Genomic DNA, 17,556 nt, shown 5'->3' with positions numbered 1-17,556 from the left:
AGCAGCGCACGCTCGCTCCCTCTCACGCTGCGGTCCACAAGAGGAGAGGGGATTTGAGCGGGTGCCGCGGGGTCTCCTTCGCCCCGCTTGCGTGGAGAAGGTCGCGGCAGCGGGATGAGGGGCGGCGTTCCCTCATTCCGCTCCAAGGTGCTTGTTCAGCCCATCGCCCGCTACCGTAAATAGCTCCATCGATCCGAAGCCCCTGATGTCATGCCGGCCAAGGGATCTGAGCGCCGCCTTCGACTGCGCAGCCGCCGCCGGGCCGATGCAGATGGCGGTGCCGAGGAACTTGTTCGCCTCCTGAAGGCGAGCGGCGAGGTTCACCGCATCGCCATGGGCGGTGTAGTCGAGCTTCCCGCCGGCGCCCACCTCTCCCAGTACCGCCGGCCCGGTTTCGATGCCGATGCGGGTCCTGCCGAAACCGTGTTCGGCAAATTGCGGACGTCTGCGCATCTCCTCGGTCAGAGCATGGATCGCTGCGGCGCAGCCGATCGCCTTGTCTACGTGGCCGGGCAGGTCCTCGGGCGCGTTGAAGAGAGCATGGACGGCATCGCCGACGACCTTGTCGACCATGCCGCCATGCCCGGAGACGAGCGCGTTCACCTCGGCGAAATAGATGTCGAGCAGGGCCACGAGTTCGCGGGGATCAAGCTTTTGCGAAACTGTCGAGAAACCCTCGATATCGGTGAAAAGCGCCGTCACCGGGCGTTCCTCACCGGCCATGCGCCCGCGATCGGGCTCGTCTATGTAGCGCGCCACCACGGACTGCGGCAGATATTGCGAGAATTTCCGCCGGGCGATCGCCTCTGCGCGCCGCGTGCGCGCGAGCTGCAATGCGCTGGTGACGATGAGGACCGCAGCCAGTGCCAAGGATGTGCCGACTGCGTCGAAGAGCCAACCGGTGGAGGCATAGATCGCACCGGCAAAGGCGATTGTTGCGAGCACCGCCGCAGCGCCCAACATAAGGGATGCCATCGGGCGAAGCCTGGTTGCTGCGTAGGCTGCAGCGACTCCCGCTGCGAAGGCGAAGACCGCCTCGATCAATGGCAGATTGCTGCCACGGTAAGGCACGAACCCCGTCATGATCGCATTGGCGATATCGGCGTGGATCTGAACCGATGGCTGGAGCGGCATGGAGGCGGTGGGCCGAAGGCCGCCAAGGCTCGGCATGCTGCTGCCGATCAAGACGAGCCTTCCCGCCAGACGGCTTTTCTCCAGTCGACCGGCGAGGATGTCGGCGGCAGAGATCGTGCGGGCGGCGATCGCCTCTCCGGAACTTGCCGGGAAACGCAGGTTGCCGCTCTCATCGAGAGGGATGATCGCGTGATCGAGCCTTAGCCAGGCGGGTTCTCCGCCGAGAACGGGCGTGCTGCTGTCGGCGGCAAGCCGCCCCGCTTCGATGCCGAGCGCCGGGTAGGCATCGTTGCCGAGTATGGCGTAAGCCTGAACACGCCGGACCCGCGCATCCTCGTCGCCGACGAGAAAAGCGGCCGTCGCGGCCTTCGCCCGGTCCATGAAAGCCGGGCAGGAGGTCTCCGCACCTTCGATAAACCACTGCGCGGGGACGGCCAGCTGGCGCCTGAGGGCCAGAGGCGGCACGGGGCGCGGCCGTGCGAGAACGCGGCCGGCCGCCAAGAAGCCGAGGGCCACCGGGGCTCTGCCGATCGCCGCAGCGAGCGCGGCGTTTGCGGGCGAAGCCGGGTCGCAGGCGGAACTGAAAACGAAATCGACGGCGATCGTCTTCGGCCCGGCCGCGGCCAAGCGTGTAATCAGATCCGCGGTTGCGGCCCTGTCCCAGCTGCCGCCATGCGCCTCATAGGCCTTACGATCGACGTCGACGACGATGATGTCCGGCGACCTCGGCGAGGGGACCCATTGAGTGAGACTGTCGAAAAAGAGTTCACGCTGGGTGTCGAGGATGGTTCCGGCATAGAGATAGAGCAGCAGCGCCGCGGCGAGGCTGGCGATGATCCCTCCGGAAAGCGGGGTTATGCGGTGATGCATCCTCGGCCTTACGCTCAACCGCTCCAAGTCTTTGAAACCGCCCGCTTTTGGGCAAGCGGCATCAATCCTCCTCCGGATCGGCGATGCTCAGCAGGCGACCGACATTGCAGCAGATGATGCCGTCGGCGCGCTTGATCGCACCGCTCTCCTCCAGCGACAGGATCGCGCGGTTCACCTTCGGCCGGCTCGCTCCGAGGATCGAGGCGATGTCCGTCTGGCTGAGCGTCAGCCGGAGATTGGCGCTTTGCGGCATCTCGCTACCGTGGATCTGGCGGAGCGTCGCCAGGAAGAAGCGGGCGACGCGGGCGTTGAGATCATAGAGCGCGATGGTTTCCAGCCGGTCCGTCGTGTCGCGCAATTGCGCGCAGAGGAAGCGGATCACCGCCTCGGCGGTCTTCGGCCTCTGCGTGATGAGGGCGAGGAAATCCTTCTTGCCGATCACATAGCCCTCGGCGGCGGTGACGGCGGTCGCATCCGCCGATCGCGGTTGTCCGTCGAGCAGCGCCATCTCGCCGAACAGCGCCCCTGCCTCGTGCTGCCGCAACATGAGTTCGCGGCCCTGCGGCGTGAACAGCGAAAGCTTGATGCGTCCGGAAACCACCACGATCATGTAGTCGCCCTGGTCGCCGCGTTGGAAGATGACCGTGCCCGCGGACCATTTCCGGTAGCTGGCGATGCCCGATAGCTCGCACAGGGTTTCGCTGTCGAACTCTTCGAATATAGGGAAGGACCGCCAGAAGGCGGAACTCCGGATGACTTCAGCCATTGCGATTACCCCTGCGTTCCCCTTTACGCGTCGGGGAGTTTTGACTCTGTCGCCTCATCTTGCAACAGAAAAGCGCTTGTTTGGCCGACCGAGGCCAAAGCGGCAAGGCATCAGTTGACGACGAATCGATTCCGTCTCTAGATTGTGAACGATCTGTCGCCGGGCGGGCGGCTAGAGGATTTCGAAAAGCTTGTTATCTCTGCTGCCAACACGTTTCCCAACAGGAGCCTCGCGCATGTCCCAGAATGTCATCGTGCTCATCGGGCGCATTCTTCTCTCGATCATCTTCATAACCTCCGGCTTCGGCAAGCTCACCGACCCGTCGGCGACGGCCGGTATGATCACCGGTGCCGGTTGGCCTGCCGCAACGGCGCTCGCCTATCTCGCCGGTCTCTTCGAACTCGTTGCCGGTCTTGCGATCCTCGTCGGGTTTCAGACCCGTATCGCATCCTATCTGCTCGCCGCCTTCTGCGTGGTCACCGCTTTCGTCTTCCATAGCGGCGCAATCAACGTCCCGGACTTCCCGCCGGCTGCAAACGGTCTGCTGACGGTCTTCAACCAGATCATGATGATGAAGAACATCACGATCGCCGGCGCCTTCCTGGTGCTGGCAGGCTTCGGCCCGGGCGCGCTCTCGCTCGATGCCCGCACCGGAAGGGCCGTTGCTGCCTGACCCAAGCATTGCTGGTCGAGAAAGAACCCGCCGGCTCGCCGGCGGGTTCTTTGTTGCGTCACGATCTCAAGGGTAGATGACGCCCTTGCGCAGGATGACGTTGCCGTATAGCCGCGGTTCGCTGGTCTGCACCACCGCATGGGCCGCCTTCACCCGCTGATAGAAATCGGCTCCGAGCAAAGGAACGACCGGCTGTGCCGGCTCATGTTTCCGACAGCAGGCAATGATGTCCCGATGCACCGGGTCGAGCGCGTCGCGGTCCTGTTTCACGGTTGCCCGGAAGATCGCCTCCGGCACGAAATCGTCGATCGGCAGGATGCTCAATACGGCGTCGAGCACGGGGACAAGCGGGTGCCCGTCCAACCGGATGAGCCGGCGCGCGTGCTCCAGCCCGGGATAGTTTCCGTCGACGAGCGCAATCTCGTCGCCGTGCCCCATCGCTCTCAATGTGGAGAGAAGCTCCGGGCTCAGAATGGGGCTTATTCCTTTCAGCAACGGCTTAAAGCTCCTTGAAGAGGACATTGGTGTCCAGCAGATAGCGGGAGAAGAGCGGCAGGCTTGCGCCGCCGATCGCGCGGGCGTGGCTGCCGACGGTGCCTTCGACGAGGTCCGGAACCGTGACGCCCTGCAGGTCGAGCGTCTGGAGGGCCTTTCGCGTCGCGGCAAGAAGGCGCGCACGCACCCAGGGCGGAAAGCCGCCGTCGATCACGGCCGCCGAAAAATCGAGGACGGAAACCGCGGAGACGACGGCTTGCGCAAGCGCTGCCGCCGCATCCTGAATCCATATTTCGAGCGGTTCGCCGAAATCGATCCAGTCGTCGGCGGAGTACCAGAGCGGCTCCGGGTCGATGCCGCGTTCGCGCAGGAGCTTTTCCAGGACGAAGACCGAGGCGATTTTCAGCAACTGCGTCGACTTGCCGTCCTTGCCGGCGACAGGCAGCGGGCCGACGGCGCCGGCGGTGCCGGTTCGTCCGGAAAAGAGGGCGGAGTTGATCACGACGCCGCCGCCGATAAAGGAGCCGATATAGAAATAGACGAAATCGGGATAACTGGCGCCCACACCAAAGGCGAGTTCGGCACCGCAGGCGCTGGTTCCGTCGTTCTGAAGGAAAACCGGATGCCGGATGCGCGAGGCGACCGCCGCCTGCAGGTCGAAATCGCGCCACCTGTCCATCTCTTCGCGCGGCGCGCCGACTTCCTCCGACCAGTTCCACAGTTCGAACGGCGTGGCGATGCCGACGCCGGCAATGCGGCCGCGCTCGCCGGGGCCAAGCTGTCCCTCGAGCTTGCCGATGCCCCCGACGATGAAGCTGACGATCTCCTCGGGCAGCGGATAGGTATGGATCTGATGCAGGTGCAGCCGGATGGTGCCGAGAAAATCCATCAGCACCAGATCGGCGCTGCGCCGGCCGATCTTCACGCCGAAGGAATAGACCGCATCCGGATTGAGCCGCATGGGGATGGAGGGCTGTCCAACCCGGCCGCGCACCGGCGCGCCGCGGACGAGCAGCCCGTCGGCTTCGAGCGACCGCATGATGACGGAGGCGGTCTGCGCCGATAGACCGGATCGGCGCGCGATCTCGGCCTTGGACAAGCTGCCGTGACGGCGCACCAGCGACATGACCAGCCGTTCGTTATAGGCGCGCACGCGCGTTTGATTGGCCCCGCCGCTCGGGTCGACCACATCCGGCTGGGGCGGCCCCGCATAGGGGCCATCTGTCAGTGACATGCCACCGTTTCCTCCCATTGGTACCGTACGGTTCCACCCCGATCCGGGTACGGCCATGCAGTACCTTAAAGCTTTACCGCGATCGCACTCCGATCACGGCACCCGCTCGCTTCGCGTGGGGCTGTCCGCATCCAGCCCACGATCGCCGATGCCCAAATCCTCCCGGTCGGACCGAGGCGATACCACGTGCAGAATGCCACAACGAGATAATAATTCAATTTGATTTATTTATTGACACGGTGGATTTTTGATGCTTGATTGACCATCGGAAGCGCCGTCTGCAGCTGAGGAGAATGCTGCAGCGGGTCCTGAAGCCGGCGCGCCGGCATTTTTCATCCTTGGGAGGATTTAATGAAGAAGACAGTTCTTTCTGCCGCATTCGGCGCGCTCGCCATGGGCGTGGCTTTCGCATCGCCCTCGCAGGCAGCCGAGGTGTCGGCATGCCTCATCACCAAAACCGACACCAATCCCTTTTTCGTGAAAATGAAGGAAGGCGCGGCCGCCAAGGCCAAGGAACTGGGCGTCACCCTGAAGTCCTATGCCGGCAAGATCGACGGGGATTCCGAGAGCCAGGTCGCTGCGATCGAGACCTGCATCGCCGATGGCGCCAAGGGTATCCTGATTGCCGCCTCCGATACCCAGGGTATCGTGCCGCAGGTCCAGAAGGCGCGGGATGCGGGTCTTCTGGTCATCGCGCTCGACACGCCGCTCGAACCCCTCGATGCCGCCGACGCCACTTTTGCGACGGACAACCTGCTTGCCGGCAAACTCATCGGCCAGTGGGCGGCCGCAACACTCGGCGATGCCGCCAAGGAAGCCAAGGTGGCCTTCCTCGACCTGACGCCGTCGCAGCCCTCCGTCGATGTGCTGCGCGACCAGGGCTTCATGATCGGTTTCGGCATCGACCCCAAGGACCCGAACAAGATCGGCGACGAGGATGATCCTCGCATCGTCGGCCATGACATCACCAACGGCAACGAAGAGGGCGGCCGGACCGCGATGGAGAACCTCCTCCAGAAGGACCCGACCATCAACGTCGTCCACACGATCAACGAGCCGGCCGCCGCCGGCGCCTATGAGGCGCTGAAGTCCGTCGGCCGCGAGAAGGACGTGCTGATCGTGTCCGTCGACGGCGGCTGCCCGGGCGTCAAGAATGTCGCCGAGGGCGTGATCGGCGCGACGTCGCAGCAGTATCCGCTGATGATGGCGGCGCTCGGCATCGAGGCGATCAAGAAGTTCGCCGATACGGGCGAGAAGCCTACGCCGACCGAAGGCAAGGACTTCGTCGACACCGGCGTTTCGCTCGTCACCGACAAGCCGGTATCCGGCGTCGAGTCGATCGATACCAAGACCGGCATGGAGAAGTGCTGGGGCTGATCGGCCACGCACACAGGCGTTGAAGGGAAGGGCGGCCCCGGCCGCCCTTCCCGCAAGTGCCGAGGTCTTTGACAAGGCATCGAAAACCTGCGCAATTTTCAGGGCGGGGCGAGGAAGGCGCGAGGTGCTTCTTGCCCGCGTTCCGCTCTGGCTTCTCAGAACCGATCGCGGCGCAGGCCGGATTTCGTGGAGCGTTCTGAGGCTCGCCGCTTCGACCGGTGGGCCGCGCATCCTGCAGCAATGCACCCCCTTCTTGAGCGGGGTTCACGGGAGGAGTCCCCATGGGCGAAACAAACACAGCCGCACAGCCATCCCAGGAATTCGAAAAGGTCCTGGCCGACAGTTCGACGGACGTAGCGTCATTCGACGCGCATGATAAGACGCTGCTTCAGAAGCTGCAGCACTTCCTGCATTCGAGCCCGGCCGCGGTGCCGCTGATCGTGCTGGTCCTGTCGCTGATCGCCTTCGGGGTCATTCTCGGCGGCAAGTTCTTTTCCGCCTTCACCATGACGCTGATCCTGCAGCAGGTGGCGATCGTCGGTATCGTCGGTGCCGCTCAGACGCTCGTGATCCTGACCGCCGGTATCGATCTTTCGGTCGGCGCCATCATGGTGCTCTCGTCCGTCATCATGGGGCAGTTCACCTTCCGCTACGGCTTCCCGCCGGCGCTCTCCGTCATCTGCGGCCTTGGGGTGGGGGCGCTTTGCGGCTACATCAACGGAACGCTCGTCGCGCGCATGAAGCTGCCGCCCTTTATCGTCACGCTCGGCATGTGGCAGATCGTGCTCGCCTCGAACTTCCTCTATTCCGCCAATGAGACGATCCGGGCTCAGGACATTTCCGCGAATGCCTCGATCCTGCAGTTCTTCGGCCAGAACTTCCGCATCGGCAATGCCGTCTTCACCTACGGCGTCGTGGTGATGGTGCTCCTCGTCTGCCTTCTTTGGTATGTCCTGAACCGCACCGCCTGGGGGCGCTATGTCTATGCCGTCGGCGACGACCCCGAGGCTGCCAAGCTCGCCGGCGTCAACGTCACGCGCATGCTCATCTCCATCTATACGCTCTCCGGCCTCATCTGCGCCCTTGCCGGCTGGGCCCTCATCGGCCGCATCGGCTCAGTCTCCCCGACAGCGCAGGGCTGTCCGGGGAAAATTCATGCATAGCGGAAGACCATTTGGTTTGGGATGGTCCGGGGTTTTGGTCGGCTTGGATTGACCTGCGGCGGCTTGTGGATTTCGGCGATGCTTTTGCGCTGGAACAGGCACTGGGTGACGAGGTCGGTGAAGCGCAGGATCGGTAGAGGGACGCGGGCGAGGCGGGCGGCGATGCGCAACAGTGCATAGGCGATCATCGCCGCGAAGATCTGCAGGCGGATGGCGTTGTCGTTGTTGCCGAGGAACTTGCGGATCTTGAGGTGCTGTTTGATCCAGCGGAACAGAAGCTCGATCTGCCAGCGATCCTTATAGAGCTGGCCGATCTCGACGGCGGAGCGCTCGAGGTCGTTGGTCAGAAGCGTGATCGTATCGCCGTCCTGGCGCTTGACGATTACCCGGCGCAAGCCGATCGGCAGCTTGGAATCGCCCTTGCTGGCGAGGCTGACCTGGCTGTCTTCGAGGACCAGGAAGCCATCGCCTTGAGGTTGCTCAACGGGGCGTTCAGCGACCAAAGCCAGTCCCATGTTGGTCTTCGGCCGGGTGACGAAACTGGCGCCGGCTTCGGCGATCGCCGTCCACCAGCCGTAATGGCAGTAGCCCTTGTCGAAGACATAGGTTGCGCCCTTTTCGATGGTGATCGTGCGGCCGATCTGGGCGTCGTTGACGTTGGCGTCGGTGATGTCGAGGATGCCTGGACAATCGGCCTTGGGATCATAGACGACATGCAGCTTCATGCCGCGGATGCGGCCGTTCGACTTGGCCCAATCGTACAGCTTACCCAGCGGTATCGGGGTCGAATCGATCAGCCGCAGCATCTTGGTGCCCTCCCGGCGCGTCTGCCGGTCGAGCTGACCGGCCAGAAGCGCGAAGGTCTCGGCGAAGACGGCGACCGGGCGGCGGCGGTTGGCGTCCGACAGCGTCGAGCGCATCAGCCGGCCACTGCCGAGATGGTAATGATGCTGACTGTTGGCGTTGAAGCTCGCCTCCAACCCGCGCAGGCTGGTCGTGGCGCTCAACTGGGCATAGATCAGTGCCACCAGATGATCCCAGCTGGTAAAGCACTTGTCGTAGGCATCCCCGGCATGACGACCCACAATCGCCTGAAAGCTGCGGCGATCAATCGCTTTCAGCAGCTGGGCGAAAATGCTAGGGGTGAACCGCATGCTCCGTCTCCTTTTCTGAGTCTCGACAACCAGAAAATAGACGGAAAAACGCCGTCTGACGGGGCATGCGCCTGCGACATTTCGATTCACCCGGAACTTTCCCCGGACAGCCCTGCCGACAGCGGGCCAGTTTGCGAATATCGAATCGATCACTGCCGTGGTGATCGGCGGCATCTCGCTCTTCGGCGGCCGCGGCTCCATCATGGGCATGCTCTTCGGCGCGCTGATCGTCGGCGTCTTCTCGCTCGGCCTGCGCCTCATGGGCACCGACCCGCAATGGACCTATCTCCTGATCGGCTTGCTGATCATCATCGCCGTTGCAATCGACCAGTGGATCAGAAAGGTAGCAGCCTGATGGCACAGGAACCCATTCTCACCGCTCGCGGCCTCGTCAAGCGCTATGGCCGCGTGACCGCCCTCGACCGCGCCGATTTCGACCTCTATCCCGGCGAGATCCTGGCCGTGATCGGCGACAACGGCGCCGGCAAGTCCTCGATGATCAAGGCGATATCGGGCGCCGTCACGCCGGACGAAGGCGAGATCCGGCTGGAAGGCAAGCCCATCCAGTTCCGCTCGCCGATGGAGGCGAGGCAAGCCGGCATCGAAACGGTCTATCAGAACCTCGCCCTGTCGCCGGCACTCTCGATCGCCGACAACATGTTCCTCGGCCGGGAGATCCGCAAGCCGGGCATCATGGGCAAGTGGTTCCGCTCGCTCGACCGCGCCGCCATGGAAAAGCAGGCGCGGGCGAAGCTCTCCGAGCTCGGTCTGATGACCATCCAGAACATCAACCAGGCGGTCGAGACGCTCTCCGGCGGACAACGCCAGGGCGTTGCGGTGGCGCGCGCCGCCGCCTTCGGTTCCAAGGTCGTCATCATGGACGAGCCGACGGCGGCGCTCGGGGTGAAGGAAAGCCGGCGCGTGCTGGAGCTGATCCTCGACGTTCGTCGCCGCGGCTTGCCGATCGTGCTGATCTCGCACAACATGCCGCATGTCTTCGAAGTCGCGGACCGGATCCACATCCATCGTCTCGGCCGCCGCCTCTGCGTCATCAATCCCAAGGATTACACCATGTCCGATGCGGTGGCCTTCATGACCGGTGCGAAGGAGCCGCCGCGCGAGGCGATCGCGGCATGAGCGTCAAATCCCTTGCGGATGAAATCCTGAAGCGGACGGTCAATTCCGGCCGCTTCATCGTCGCCATCGCCGGTCCGCCCGGCGCCGGTAAGTCCACGCTTTCCGAAACGCTTGCGGAGGCGATCACGCAGGCGGGCGAAAAGGCGGCGGTGTTGCCCATGGACGGGTTTCACATGGACAATGCCGTTCTCGAGGAAAAAGGGCTGCTTGCCCGCAAGGGGGCACCCGAGACCTTCGACGTCCGATCCTTTCTCGCAACGCTTGCCGCCGTCCGCGCCGATGACGGCGAGGTTCTCGTCCCGGTCTTCGACCGCTCCCGGGAACTGGCGATTGCCTCGGCGAGGATCATCGCGCCCGAGACGCGTATCGTGCTTGCCGAGGGCAACTACCTGCTGCTCGACGAAGCGCCCTGGAACGGCCTCGACGGCGCTTTCGATTATTCGATCTTCATCGATCCGGGTCTGGAGGTGCTCGAGCGGCGGCTCCTGCAGCGCTGGTACGACCACGGCTATGACGAAGACGCGGCGCGCAGCAAGGCCTATGGCAACGACATACCCAATGCCCGCCGGGTCGTCGACAGCCGCAGGCCGGCGGATGTCGTGATCAGGGACTTTTAGAGTGCTCGGCATTCGTCCCGCAGTTTCCGGCCGCGGACTGCGGTGAGCTTTCGAATGGCCATTGTCTTCGGCGGCGCAATGGTGTTATCGAGGCGCGGTTTCACCACATGAGTTGCCGCCCTTCGAGCGCACCGGTACGCCCTGATGCCGGCCGCGCGGATCGGGCGCGAGCATCGGGAGAACGCTGATATGCAAGACCTCGTTATACGCCGCCCTGATGATTGGCATCTTCACCTTCGCGACGGCGGCATCCTGCGCGGCGTGATTGCCGATACGAGCCGCCATTTCGCGCGCGCCATCATCATGCCCAATCTGGTGCCGCCCGTGGTGACCTCCGCCGATGCGGCCGCCTATCGCGAGCGCATCCTCGCCGCCATTCCCGCAGGGGACCGGTTCGAGCCGCTGATGACGCTGTATCTTACCGAGGGCACCGATCCGGGAGATGTGGAAGCCGGGTTCAGGAGCGGCCTCGTCAAGGCCGTCAAGCTCTATCCGGCCGGCGCCACAACCAATTCGTCGAGCGGCGTCCGCGATATCGACAAGGCCATGCCGGTGCTCGAGCGCATGGCCGAGATCGGCCTGCCGCTCTGCGTCCATGGCGAGGTGACGACGGCCGAGGTCGACATTTTCGACCGCGAGGCGGTCTTCATCGAAACCGTTCTCGACCCGCTCCGCCGGCGCCTGCCCGATCTCAGGATCACCATGGAGCATGTGACGACGAAGGACGGCGTCGACTACATCCGCGAGCATGCGGCCAATCTTGCCGGCTCCATCACCACCCATCACCTGATCATCAACCGCAACGCCATCCTCGTCGGCGGCATCAAGCCGCATTACTACTGTCTGCCGGTGGCGAAGCGCGAGGCGCATCGGCTGGCGCTTCGCCAGGCGGCGATCTCGGGCGACGTCCGCTTCTTCCTGGGCACGGACTCTGCCCCGCATGTCGACCCGCTTAAGGAGTGCGCCTGCGGCTGTGCCGGCATCTACACATCGATCAACACCTTGAGCTGCCTCGCTCACGTCTTCGAGGAAGAGGGTGCGCTCGACCGGCTGGAAGCCTTCACCTCGCTGAACGGCCCCGCCTGGTACGGCCTGCCGGCAAACGAGGAGACGATCACGCTGCGCAAGCAGGAGGAGCCGGTCAGCTACCCTGCCAGGATCGAGACCGAAGCCGGTCCGGTCACGGTTTTCGACCCGATGTTCCCGCTCCACTGGGCCGTGACACAGGCCTGATAGCCGAAGGAGAGTCCATGTTTTCGAACGCATTCACCGACAAGGCCGTGATGGCCGAGCTGGTCGCGAAGATGCTCTGGGAAATCAAGGCCGTGCATTTTCGCGCCGACGAGCCCTACAGGCTCGCCTCCGGCATGGCGAGCCCGGTCTATATCGACTGCCGCAAGCTGGTCTCCTATCCGCGCATCCGCTCGGCGGTCATGGATTTCGCTGCCGCCACGATCCTCCGCGAAGCCGGTTTCGAGCAGTTCGACGTGGTGGCCGGCGGCGAGACCGCCGGTATTCCCTTCGCGGCAATGCTTGCCGAGCGTCTTGGCCTGCCGATGATCTATGTACGCAAGGCGCCGAAGGGGCACGGCCGCAACGCCCAGATAGAGGGCTATATGCCTGAGGGTGCGCGTGTCCTTGTCATCGAGGATCTGACGACCGCCGGCGGCTCGATGTTCAAGTTCATCGATGCGATCCGCGCGGCCGGCGGCGTGGTCGAGCACGGCATCGCCCTCTTCTACTATGACATCTTCCCGGAGGCGCGCGGCAACATGAAGTCGAAGGGCGTCGACCTGCACTACATCGCCACCTGGCGCAACGTGCTTGCCGTCGCGCGCGAACTGGCGCTGTTCGACGAGAAGACACTGAACGAGGTCGAAGCCTTCCTCAATGCTCCGCTCGACTGGTCGGGCCGAAACGGGGGCGTCAGGGCGCTCGCGGTCCAGTAACGAAGGGCTTGGCGCGATTTGCCGGATCGATTGAATATGTTTGGGGAGGAATGGACATGATCGTTTGCTGCGGAGAGGCCCTGATCGACATGCTGCCGCGGGAGACGACGGCGGGCGAGAGCGCCTTTGCGCCCTATGCGGGCGGCGCGATCTTCAACACGGCCGTCGCGCTCGGCCGGCTCGGCGTCCCCACAGGCTTTTTCACCGGCCTTTCGGACGATATGTTCGGAGACATCCTGCGCGCGACGCTCAAGGCCGCGAATGTCGATTTCGCTCCCTGCGCCACGCTGCCGCTGCACACGACGCTTGCCTTCGTGAAGCTCGTCGACGGGCATGCGAGTTACGCCTTCTTCGACGAGAGCACGGCCGGGCGGATGATCACTGCGGAGCACCTTCCGGCGCTCGGAGATTTCTGCGAGGCGCTGCATTTCGGCGCGATCAGCCTCATTCCCGAGCCCTGCGGCTCCACCTATGAGGCGCTGATGGCGCGGGAGCACGAAAAACGGGTGATCTCCTTCGATCCGAATATCCGCCCCGGCTTCATCAAAGACCGGGAGGCGCATGTCGGACGCATGAACCGAATGGCGGCCATGTCGGATATCGTCAAGTTCTCCGACGAGGACCTCGCCTGGTTCGGCATGGAGGGCAGCCACGACGCACTCGCAGCCGAATGGCTGAAACGCGGCCCGAAACTGGTGCTGATCACCCGCGGCGCGGACGGCGCCGTCGGTTATACGAACGGCCACAAGGTCGAGGTCGCGAGCGAACGGGTCGAGGTCGTCGATACGGTCGGCGCGGGCGACACTTTCGACGCCGGGGTGCTGGCCTCGCTGAAGTTCAACAACCTCCTGACCAAGGAGAGGGTGGCAAGCCTGACCGACGAGGCGATCCGCCAGGCCCTGACGCTCGCAGCGAAGGCTGCGGCCGTCACTGTTTCGCGCGCAGGCGCCAATCCGCCCTGGCGACACGAACTCGGGCTCTGACGTTGGTGCGACTACGCCGTATCGGCGGGTCCACGCAGCACGCGCGGCCGTGATGCCCCTCCGGCTGCCGCCATCTCCCCCACAAGGGGGGAGAATCCGCGCGGCTGACCGATCACTCCGATCGGCTGTCGATCAGCGTGCCGCCTTCAGCAGCGCGGCAACGAGGCCGGCGGTCGAGGAATCGTGGCCCTCGGCGCTTTCCTTGCCTTCGATGACGGGCAGCAGGCCGGTCGCCAGTTCCTTGCCGAGCTCGACGCCCCACTGGTCGAAGGAATTGATGTTGAAGAGCGCGCCTTCGACAAAGACGCGATGTTCGTAAAGCGCGATCAGACGGCCGAGCGCGAAGGGGTCGAGCTGGTCGTAGACGATGGTCAGCGACGGCCGGTTTCCGGTGAAGACGCGGTGCGGTGCGATCTTGTCGGCCTTAGCATCGTCCATGCCCTTGGAGGTCAGCTGCGCCTTGGCCTCCGCCAGCGTACGCCCCTTCATCAGCGCTTCCGACTGCGCCAGGCAGTTCGCCATCAGGAGCTGGTGCTGGTGGCGCAGGTCTTTTTCATGGCCATTCGCCGCGATCATGAACTCGGCGGGAATGACATCGGTTCCCTGGTGGATGAGCTGATAGAAGGCATGCTGGCCGTTGGTGCCGGGCTCGCCCCAGACGACGGGACCGGTCGAGAATTCGACCGGCTGGCTGTCGAGCGTCACGCCCTTGCCGTTCGATTCCATGTCGAGCTGCTGCAGATAGGCCGGAAAGCGCGTCAGCCGCTGGTCGTAGGGCAGGATCGCCCGCGACGGATAGCCGAGAACGTTGCGATTGTAGAAGCCGATGAGCCCAAGCAGCATGGGGATGTTCTGACGAAGCGGCGCGCTGCGGAAATGCTCGTCGATCGCATGGCCGCCGTCTAGGAAGCGGCCGAAATTCTCCTTGCCGATCGCGATCATCAACGGCAGTCCGATCGCCGACCAGATGGAATAGCGTCCGCCGACCCAGTCCCAGAAGCCGAAGACGCGGGCGGCATCGATGCCGAAGGCGCCGACCTTGTCGAGGGCGGTGGAGACGGCTGCGAAGTGATGGCCTACCGCCGCCTCGCCGAGCTTGCCGGCGATGAAGGCGCGGGCGGTCGCCGCATTGGTCATCGTCTCGATCGTGGTGAAGGTCTTGGAGGCGACGATGAAGAGAGAGGTCTCGGGATCGAGCAGCGTCAGCGTGTCGGCGATGTGGGCGCCGTCGACGTTGGAAACGAAGTGCAGCCGCGGCCCGTCGTGGAAGGGGGCAAGCGCCAGCGTCGCCATGACCGGGCCGAGATCCGAACCGCCGATACCGATATTGACGACATCGGTGATCTTCTTGCCCGTGGCTCCTTTCAAGGCACCGGAGCGGATATCGTCAGCGAACTTGCCCATTGCCTCGAGCACGGCATTGACGTCCGGCATGACGTCCTTCCCGTCCACGAGGACCGGCCGGTTCGACCTGTTCCGCAGCGCCGTATGCAGAACCGCGCGCTCCTCGGTGATGTTGATGATATCGCCGCGGAACATGGCATCGCGCTTTTCCTCGACCTTCGCCGCCTTGGCGAGCGCTTCGAGCCCGTCGATGATCCTGTCGTTCACCGCGCATTTGGAATAGTCGAAGAGGAGGTCGTCGAACGCCGTGCTGAAGCGCGAGAAACGGTTCGGATCGGCCGCGAAGGCGGCGCGGATATCGGTCGCATCGGTCTCGCGTGCAGTGGCTTTCAGGTTTTCGACAAGCGCTTTCATCGCAGGGCTCCTTGCATCGCAACTAGGGCATGGGAATGGGGGCATCGGAATTTGGCTGCGATAGCTAGTCGGTTTAACCGCGGCAAATCAAGGGCGGGTGTGCGCTGCAGCGAAAAAAGGCGGGCGCTTTTCTCCATCGGTAGGGCGGCGAAGACTGCCCCTCACCCTAGCCCTCTCCCCGCAGGCGGGGAGAGGGGACTCGGACGCGCACTCTGCGGCAAAATGGAGCGAGCCGGTGCCGCGAGTCCCTTCTCCCCGCCTGCGGGGAGAAGGTGGCCGGCAGGCCGGATGAGGGGCATTTCCGCGCCCAAACCGCTATCCGCGCAGGTCCTTGCGCAGGATCTTGCCGACGTTCGACTTGGGCAGTTCGGTGCGGAATTCCACGTATCGCGGCCGCTTGTAGTTGGTGAGGCTGGCGGCACAGTGGCGCTTGACCTCTTCTTCGGTGAGGTTCGGGTCCTTGCGCACGACGAAGAGCTTGACCGCCTCGCCGGAATGCGGGTCGGCAACGCCGATTGCGGCGCATTCGAGGATGCCGGGATGGGTCGCCGCCACTTCCTCGATCTCGTTGGGGAACACGTTGAATCCCGAGACGAGGATCATGTCCTTCTTCCGATCGACGATCTTCGTCAGTCCCTCGGCGTTCATGAAGCCGACATCCCCGGTGCGGAAGAAGCCGTCCGGCGAAATGGCCCTGGCCGTTTCCTCGGGGCGCTGCCAGTAACCCGCCATCACCTGCGGCCCGCGAATGCAGATCTCACCGATTTCGCCGACGGGAAGCGTGCGCCCGTCCTCGTCGCGGATCTCGACCTCCGTCGAGGGCAGCGGTATGCCGATCGTGCCGGTGAAATCGTCGGTGTCGAGGCGGTTGGCGGTGGCGACCGGCGACGTCTCGGAAAGTCCGTAGCCCTCATGGATCGGGCAGCCGGTCAGCTCCAGCCAGCGCTCGGCGACCGGCCGCTGCACCGCCATGCCGCCGCCGAAGGTCAGGATCAGGGAAGAGAAGTCGAGTTTGCGGAATTCGGAATTGTTCATCAACGCGTTGAAGAGCGTGTTCAGCCCCGGAAAGATGTTCGTCCTGTACCTGCCGAGCTCCTTGACGAAGGCGGGGATGTCGCGCGGGTTCGGTATCAGGATGTTGTTGCCGCCGGTTGCCAGTCCCATCAGCGAATTCACCGTGAGCGCGAAGATATGGTAGAGCGGAAGCGCGCACATGAAGGTGAGGCTCTCCGGGCGCGGCTTGCGCAGGAAGGCCGTGTTCAGCCACAGCTCCATCTGGGCCATGTTGGACAGGAGATTGGCGTGCGTCAGCGTTGCGCCCTTGGAAACACCGGTGGTGCCGCCCGTATATTGCAGGAAGGCGACATCTCCCGGCGCTACGTTCGGGCGCTTGAAGCCGAGCGTCGCGCCCTTGGCAAGAACCGTCTTGAACGAAAGGTGACCTGGAATCGACCAGGCGGGGACGAGCTTCTTGACGCGGCGCACCACCAGATTGACGATTGCCCCCTTCGCACCAAGCATGTCGCCCATGCTGGCGACCACGACATGCTTGACCTCCGTGCGGGCCAGCACCTGCTCGACCGTATGAGCGAAATTCTCAAGCACGAAGATCGCCTTGGCGCCGGCATCCACCAACTGGTGCTCCAGTTCGCGCGGCGTATAGAGCGGATTGACGTTGACGACGGTGAAGCCGGCTCGCAGGATCCCATAGACGATGACCGGATTTTGAAGGATGTTGGGCATCATCACCGCAACCCGATCGCCCTTCGCGAGCCCCAGCGACTGCAGCCAGGCGCCGATTTTCGCCGAATGCGTATTGAGATCGGAGAAGGTCAGTGCCTTGCCCATGCAGGTGAATGCGGGGCGCCAGGAATATTGCGCAACCGCGTGATCGAAGAATTCGCCGATGGATCGATAGGTGAGCGGGCCGATTTCGGCCGGCACGCCCGGCGGGTAGGATCCAAGCCAAATCTTCGCCGTGCTGGAGCCCGCCTGTTGCGTGCTTGCTTCCGCCATGACCTTCCTCCCTCTGGTCGCCAATGAACGGCCGTCATCACGGCGAAGAAAAATCCCTCCCGATCTTCCTCTCCGTCGAAGATGCTGCTTTTAGCTCGCCTCTTCAAGCCGTAATCCGAATTATATAACTTTGACGTAAACGTCAACAATCGGCAGCTATGCACCGGCTTGTGAAATTTTGATGTGCGCTGCAGCACAGTTCTTGCAGGTGCAGCCGGCTCGCCTATACT

The 17,556-nt window shown here is 63.8% G+C and carries 14 protein-coding genes and 2 pseudogenes; 9 read left to right on the top strand and 7 right to left on the bottom strand.

Annotation, left to right across the window (positions count from 1 at the left end):
- Window positions 1–132 precede the first annotated feature (132 nt).
- Both cyaD1 and JOH52_RS03845 read right to left on the bottom strand, forming a co-directional pair.
- Window positions 133–2,004: an adenylate cyclase CyaD1 gene (cyaD1, locus tag JOH52_RS03850; protein ID WP_107010429.1), complete on the bottom strand. Its 1,872-nt coding sequence runs from the start codon at window positions 2,002–2,004 to the stop codon at window positions 133–135.
- Between the two features lie 61 nt (window positions 2,005–2,065).
- Window positions 2,066–2,770, bottom strand: coding sequence for a Crp/Fnr family transcriptional regulator (locus JOH52_RS03845; protein WP_003531516.1), 705 nt, complete (start codon window positions 2,768–2,770; stop codon window positions 2,066–2,068).
- 235 nt (window positions 2,771–3,005) lie between these two features.
- Here JOH52_RS03845 and JOH52_RS03840 point away from each other — a divergent pair, with 235 nt between their 5' ends.
- Window positions 3,006–3,443: a DoxX family protein gene (locus JOH52_RS03840; protein ID WP_010968601.1), complete on the top strand. Its 438-nt coding sequence runs from the start codon at window positions 3,006–3,008 to the stop codon at window positions 3,441–3,443.
- 66 nt (window positions 3,444–3,509) lie between these two features.
- Here JOH52_RS03840 and JOH52_RS03835 read toward each other — a convergent pair whose 3' ends face one another.
- Window positions 3,510–3,938, bottom strand: coding sequence for an RbsD/FucU family protein (locus tag JOH52_RS03835; protein WP_010968602.1), 429 nt, complete (start codon window positions 3,936–3,938; stop codon window positions 3,510–3,512).
- Between the two features lie 4 nt (window positions 3,939–3,942).
- Window positions 3,943–5,172, bottom strand: a complete 1,230-nt coding sequence (locus JOH52_RS03830) for an ROK family transcriptional regulator (protein ID WP_014528913.1) — start codon at window positions 5,170–5,172, stop codon at window positions 3,943–3,945.
- Between the two features lie 351 nt (window positions 5,173–5,523).
- On the opposite strand from JOH52_RS03830, the gene JOH52_RS03825 reads away from it, so the two are divergent.
- Window positions 5,524–6,549: a sugar ABC transporter substrate-binding protein gene (locus JOH52_RS03825; RefSeq protein WP_003531511.1), complete on the top strand. Its 1,026-nt coding sequence runs from the start codon at window positions 5,524–5,526 to the stop codon at window positions 6,547–6,549.
- Window positions 6,550–6,830: 281 nt separating this feature from the next.
- Window positions 6,831–7,682, top strand: a pseudogene (locus JOH52_RS03820) (ABC transporter permease); the annotation flags it as partial.
- A gap of 20 nt (window positions 7,683–7,702) precedes the next feature.
- Here JOH52_RS03820 and JOH52_RS03815 read toward each other — a convergent pair.
- Window positions 7,703–8,866: an IS4-like element ISRm16 family transposase gene (locus JOH52_RS03815; protein ID WP_014529144.1), complete on the bottom strand. Its 1,164-nt coding sequence runs from the start codon at window positions 8,864–8,866 to the stop codon at window positions 7,703–7,705.
- Window positions 8,867–8,981: 115 nt separating this feature from the next.
- Between JOH52_RS03815 and JOH52_RS03810 the strand changes: the two are divergent.
- The 6 genes and pseudogenes from JOH52_RS03810 to JOH52_RS03785 form a co-directional block, all read left to right on the top strand.
- Window positions 8,982–9,221 (top strand): annotated as a pseudogene (locus JOH52_RS03810) (ABC transporter permease subunit); the annotation flags it as partial.
- A complete protein-coding gene (locus tag JOH52_RS03805; RefSeq protein ID WP_003531508.1) occupies window positions 9,221–10,003 on the top strand; it encodes an ATP-binding cassette domain-containing protein in 783 nt (260 codons plus the stop codon). The pseudogene JOH52_RS03810 and the gene JOH52_RS03805, both read left to right, overlap by 1 nt.
- On the top strand, window positions 10,000–10,620 hold the full coding sequence (locus JOH52_RS03800; RefSeq protein WP_010968604.1) for a nucleoside triphosphate hydrolase: 621 nt from the start codon (window positions 10,000–10,002) through the stop codon (window positions 10,618–10,620). The genes JOH52_RS03805 and JOH52_RS03800 overlap by 4 nt, the downstream gene beginning before the upstream one ends.
- 189 nt (window positions 10,621–10,809) lie before the next feature.
- Window positions 10,810–11,853: a dihydroorotase gene (gene pyrC / locus JOH52_RS03795; protein WP_014528915.1), complete on the top strand. Its 1,044-nt coding sequence runs from the start codon at window positions 10,810–10,812 to the stop codon at window positions 11,851–11,853.
- Window positions 11,854–11,870: 17 nt separating this feature from the next.
- Window positions 11,871–12,569: an orotate phosphoribosyltransferase gene (locus tag JOH52_RS03790; RefSeq protein ID WP_010968605.1), complete on the top strand. Its 699-nt coding sequence runs from the start codon at window positions 11,871–11,873 to the stop codon at window positions 12,567–12,569.
- A 56-nt stretch (window positions 12,570–12,625) separates the two neighbouring features.
- Window positions 12,626–13,552: a carbohydrate kinase family protein gene (locus JOH52_RS03785; protein ID WP_107010430.1), complete on the top strand. Its 927-nt coding sequence runs from the start codon at window positions 12,626–12,628 to the stop codon at window positions 13,550–13,552.
- A 132-nt stretch (window positions 13,553–13,684) separates the two neighbouring features.
- On the opposite strand, the gene pgi is transcribed toward JOH52_RS03785, so the two are convergent.
- Both pgi and JOH52_RS03775 read right to left on the bottom strand, forming a co-directional pair.
- A complete protein-coding gene (gene pgi, locus JOH52_RS03780; RefSeq protein WP_010968607.1) occupies window positions 13,685–15,310 on the bottom strand; it encodes a glucose-6-phosphate isomerase in 1,626 nt (541 codons plus the stop codon).
- 315 nt (window positions 15,311–15,625) lie between these two features.
- A complete protein-coding gene (locus tag JOH52_RS03775) occupies window positions 15,626–17,326 on the bottom strand; it encodes a long-chain fatty acid--CoA ligase (protein ID WP_010968608.1) in 1,701 nt (566 codons plus the stop codon).
- Window positions 17,327–17,556: the final 230 nt, after the last annotated feature.

The sequence above is a fragment of the Sinorhizobium meliloti genome (genome assembly GCF_017876815.1).
Taxonomy (GTDB): Bacteria; Pseudomonadota; Alphaproteobacteria; order Rhizobiales; family Rhizobiaceae; genus Sinorhizobium; species Sinorhizobium meliloti.
The sequence above is the reverse complement of the archived record's forward strand: the minus strand, read 5'-3'. Positions and strand labels throughout refer to the sequence as shown.

Bases quoted from the DNA above. Each gene is read 5' to 3' on its own strand.
- cyaD1 (WP_107010429.1), bottom strand. From the start codon at position 2,004: ATGCATCACCGCATAACCCCGCTTTCCGGAGGGATCATCGCCAGCCTC.
- JOH52_RS03845 (WP_003531516.1), bottom strand. From the start codon at position 2,770: ATGGCTGAAGTCATCCGGAGTTCCGCCTTCTGGCGGTCCTTCCCTATA.
- JOH52_RS03840 (WP_010968601.1), top strand. From the start codon at position 3,006: ATGTCCCAGAATGTCATCGTGCTCATCGGGCGCATTCTTCTCTCGATC.
- JOH52_RS03830 (WP_014528913.1), bottom strand. From the start codon at position 5,172: ATGTCACTGACAGATGGCCCCTATGCGGGGCCGCCCCAGCCGGATGTG.
- JOH52_RS03825 (WP_003531511.1), top strand. From the start codon at position 5,524: ATGAAGAAGACAGTTCTTTCTGCCGCATTCGGCGCGCTCGCCATGGGC.
- JOH52_RS03815 (WP_014529144.1), bottom strand. From the start codon at position 8,866: ATGCGGTTCACCCCTAGCATTTTCGCCCAGCTGCTGAAAGCGATTGAT.
- JOH52_RS03805 (WP_003531508.1), top strand. From the start codon at position 9,221: ATGGCACAGGAACCCATTCTCACCGCTCGCGGCCTCGTCAAGCGCTAT.
- JOH52_RS03800 (WP_010968604.1), top strand. From the start codon at position 10,000: ATGAGCGTCAAATCCCTTGCGGATGAAATCCTGAAGCGGACGGTCAAT.
- pyrC (WP_014528915.1), top strand. From the start codon at position 10,810: ATGCAAGACCTCGTTATACGCCGCCCTGATGATTGGCATCTTCACCTT.
- JOH52_RS03790 (WP_010968605.1), top strand. From the start codon at position 11,871: ATGTTTTCGAACGCATTCACCGACAAGGCCGTGATGGCCGAGCTGGTC.
- JOH52_RS03785 (WP_107010430.1), top strand. From the start codon at position 12,626: ATGATCGTTTGCTGCGGAGAGGCCCTGATCGACATGCTGCCGCGGGAG.
- pgi (WP_010968607.1), bottom strand. From the start codon at position 15,310: ATGAAAGCGCTTGTCGAAAACCTGAAAGCCACTGCACGCGAGACCGAT.
- JOH52_RS03775 (WP_010968608.1), bottom strand. From the start codon at position 17,326: ATGGCGGAAGCAAGCACGCAACAGGCGGGCTCCAGCACGGCGAAGATT.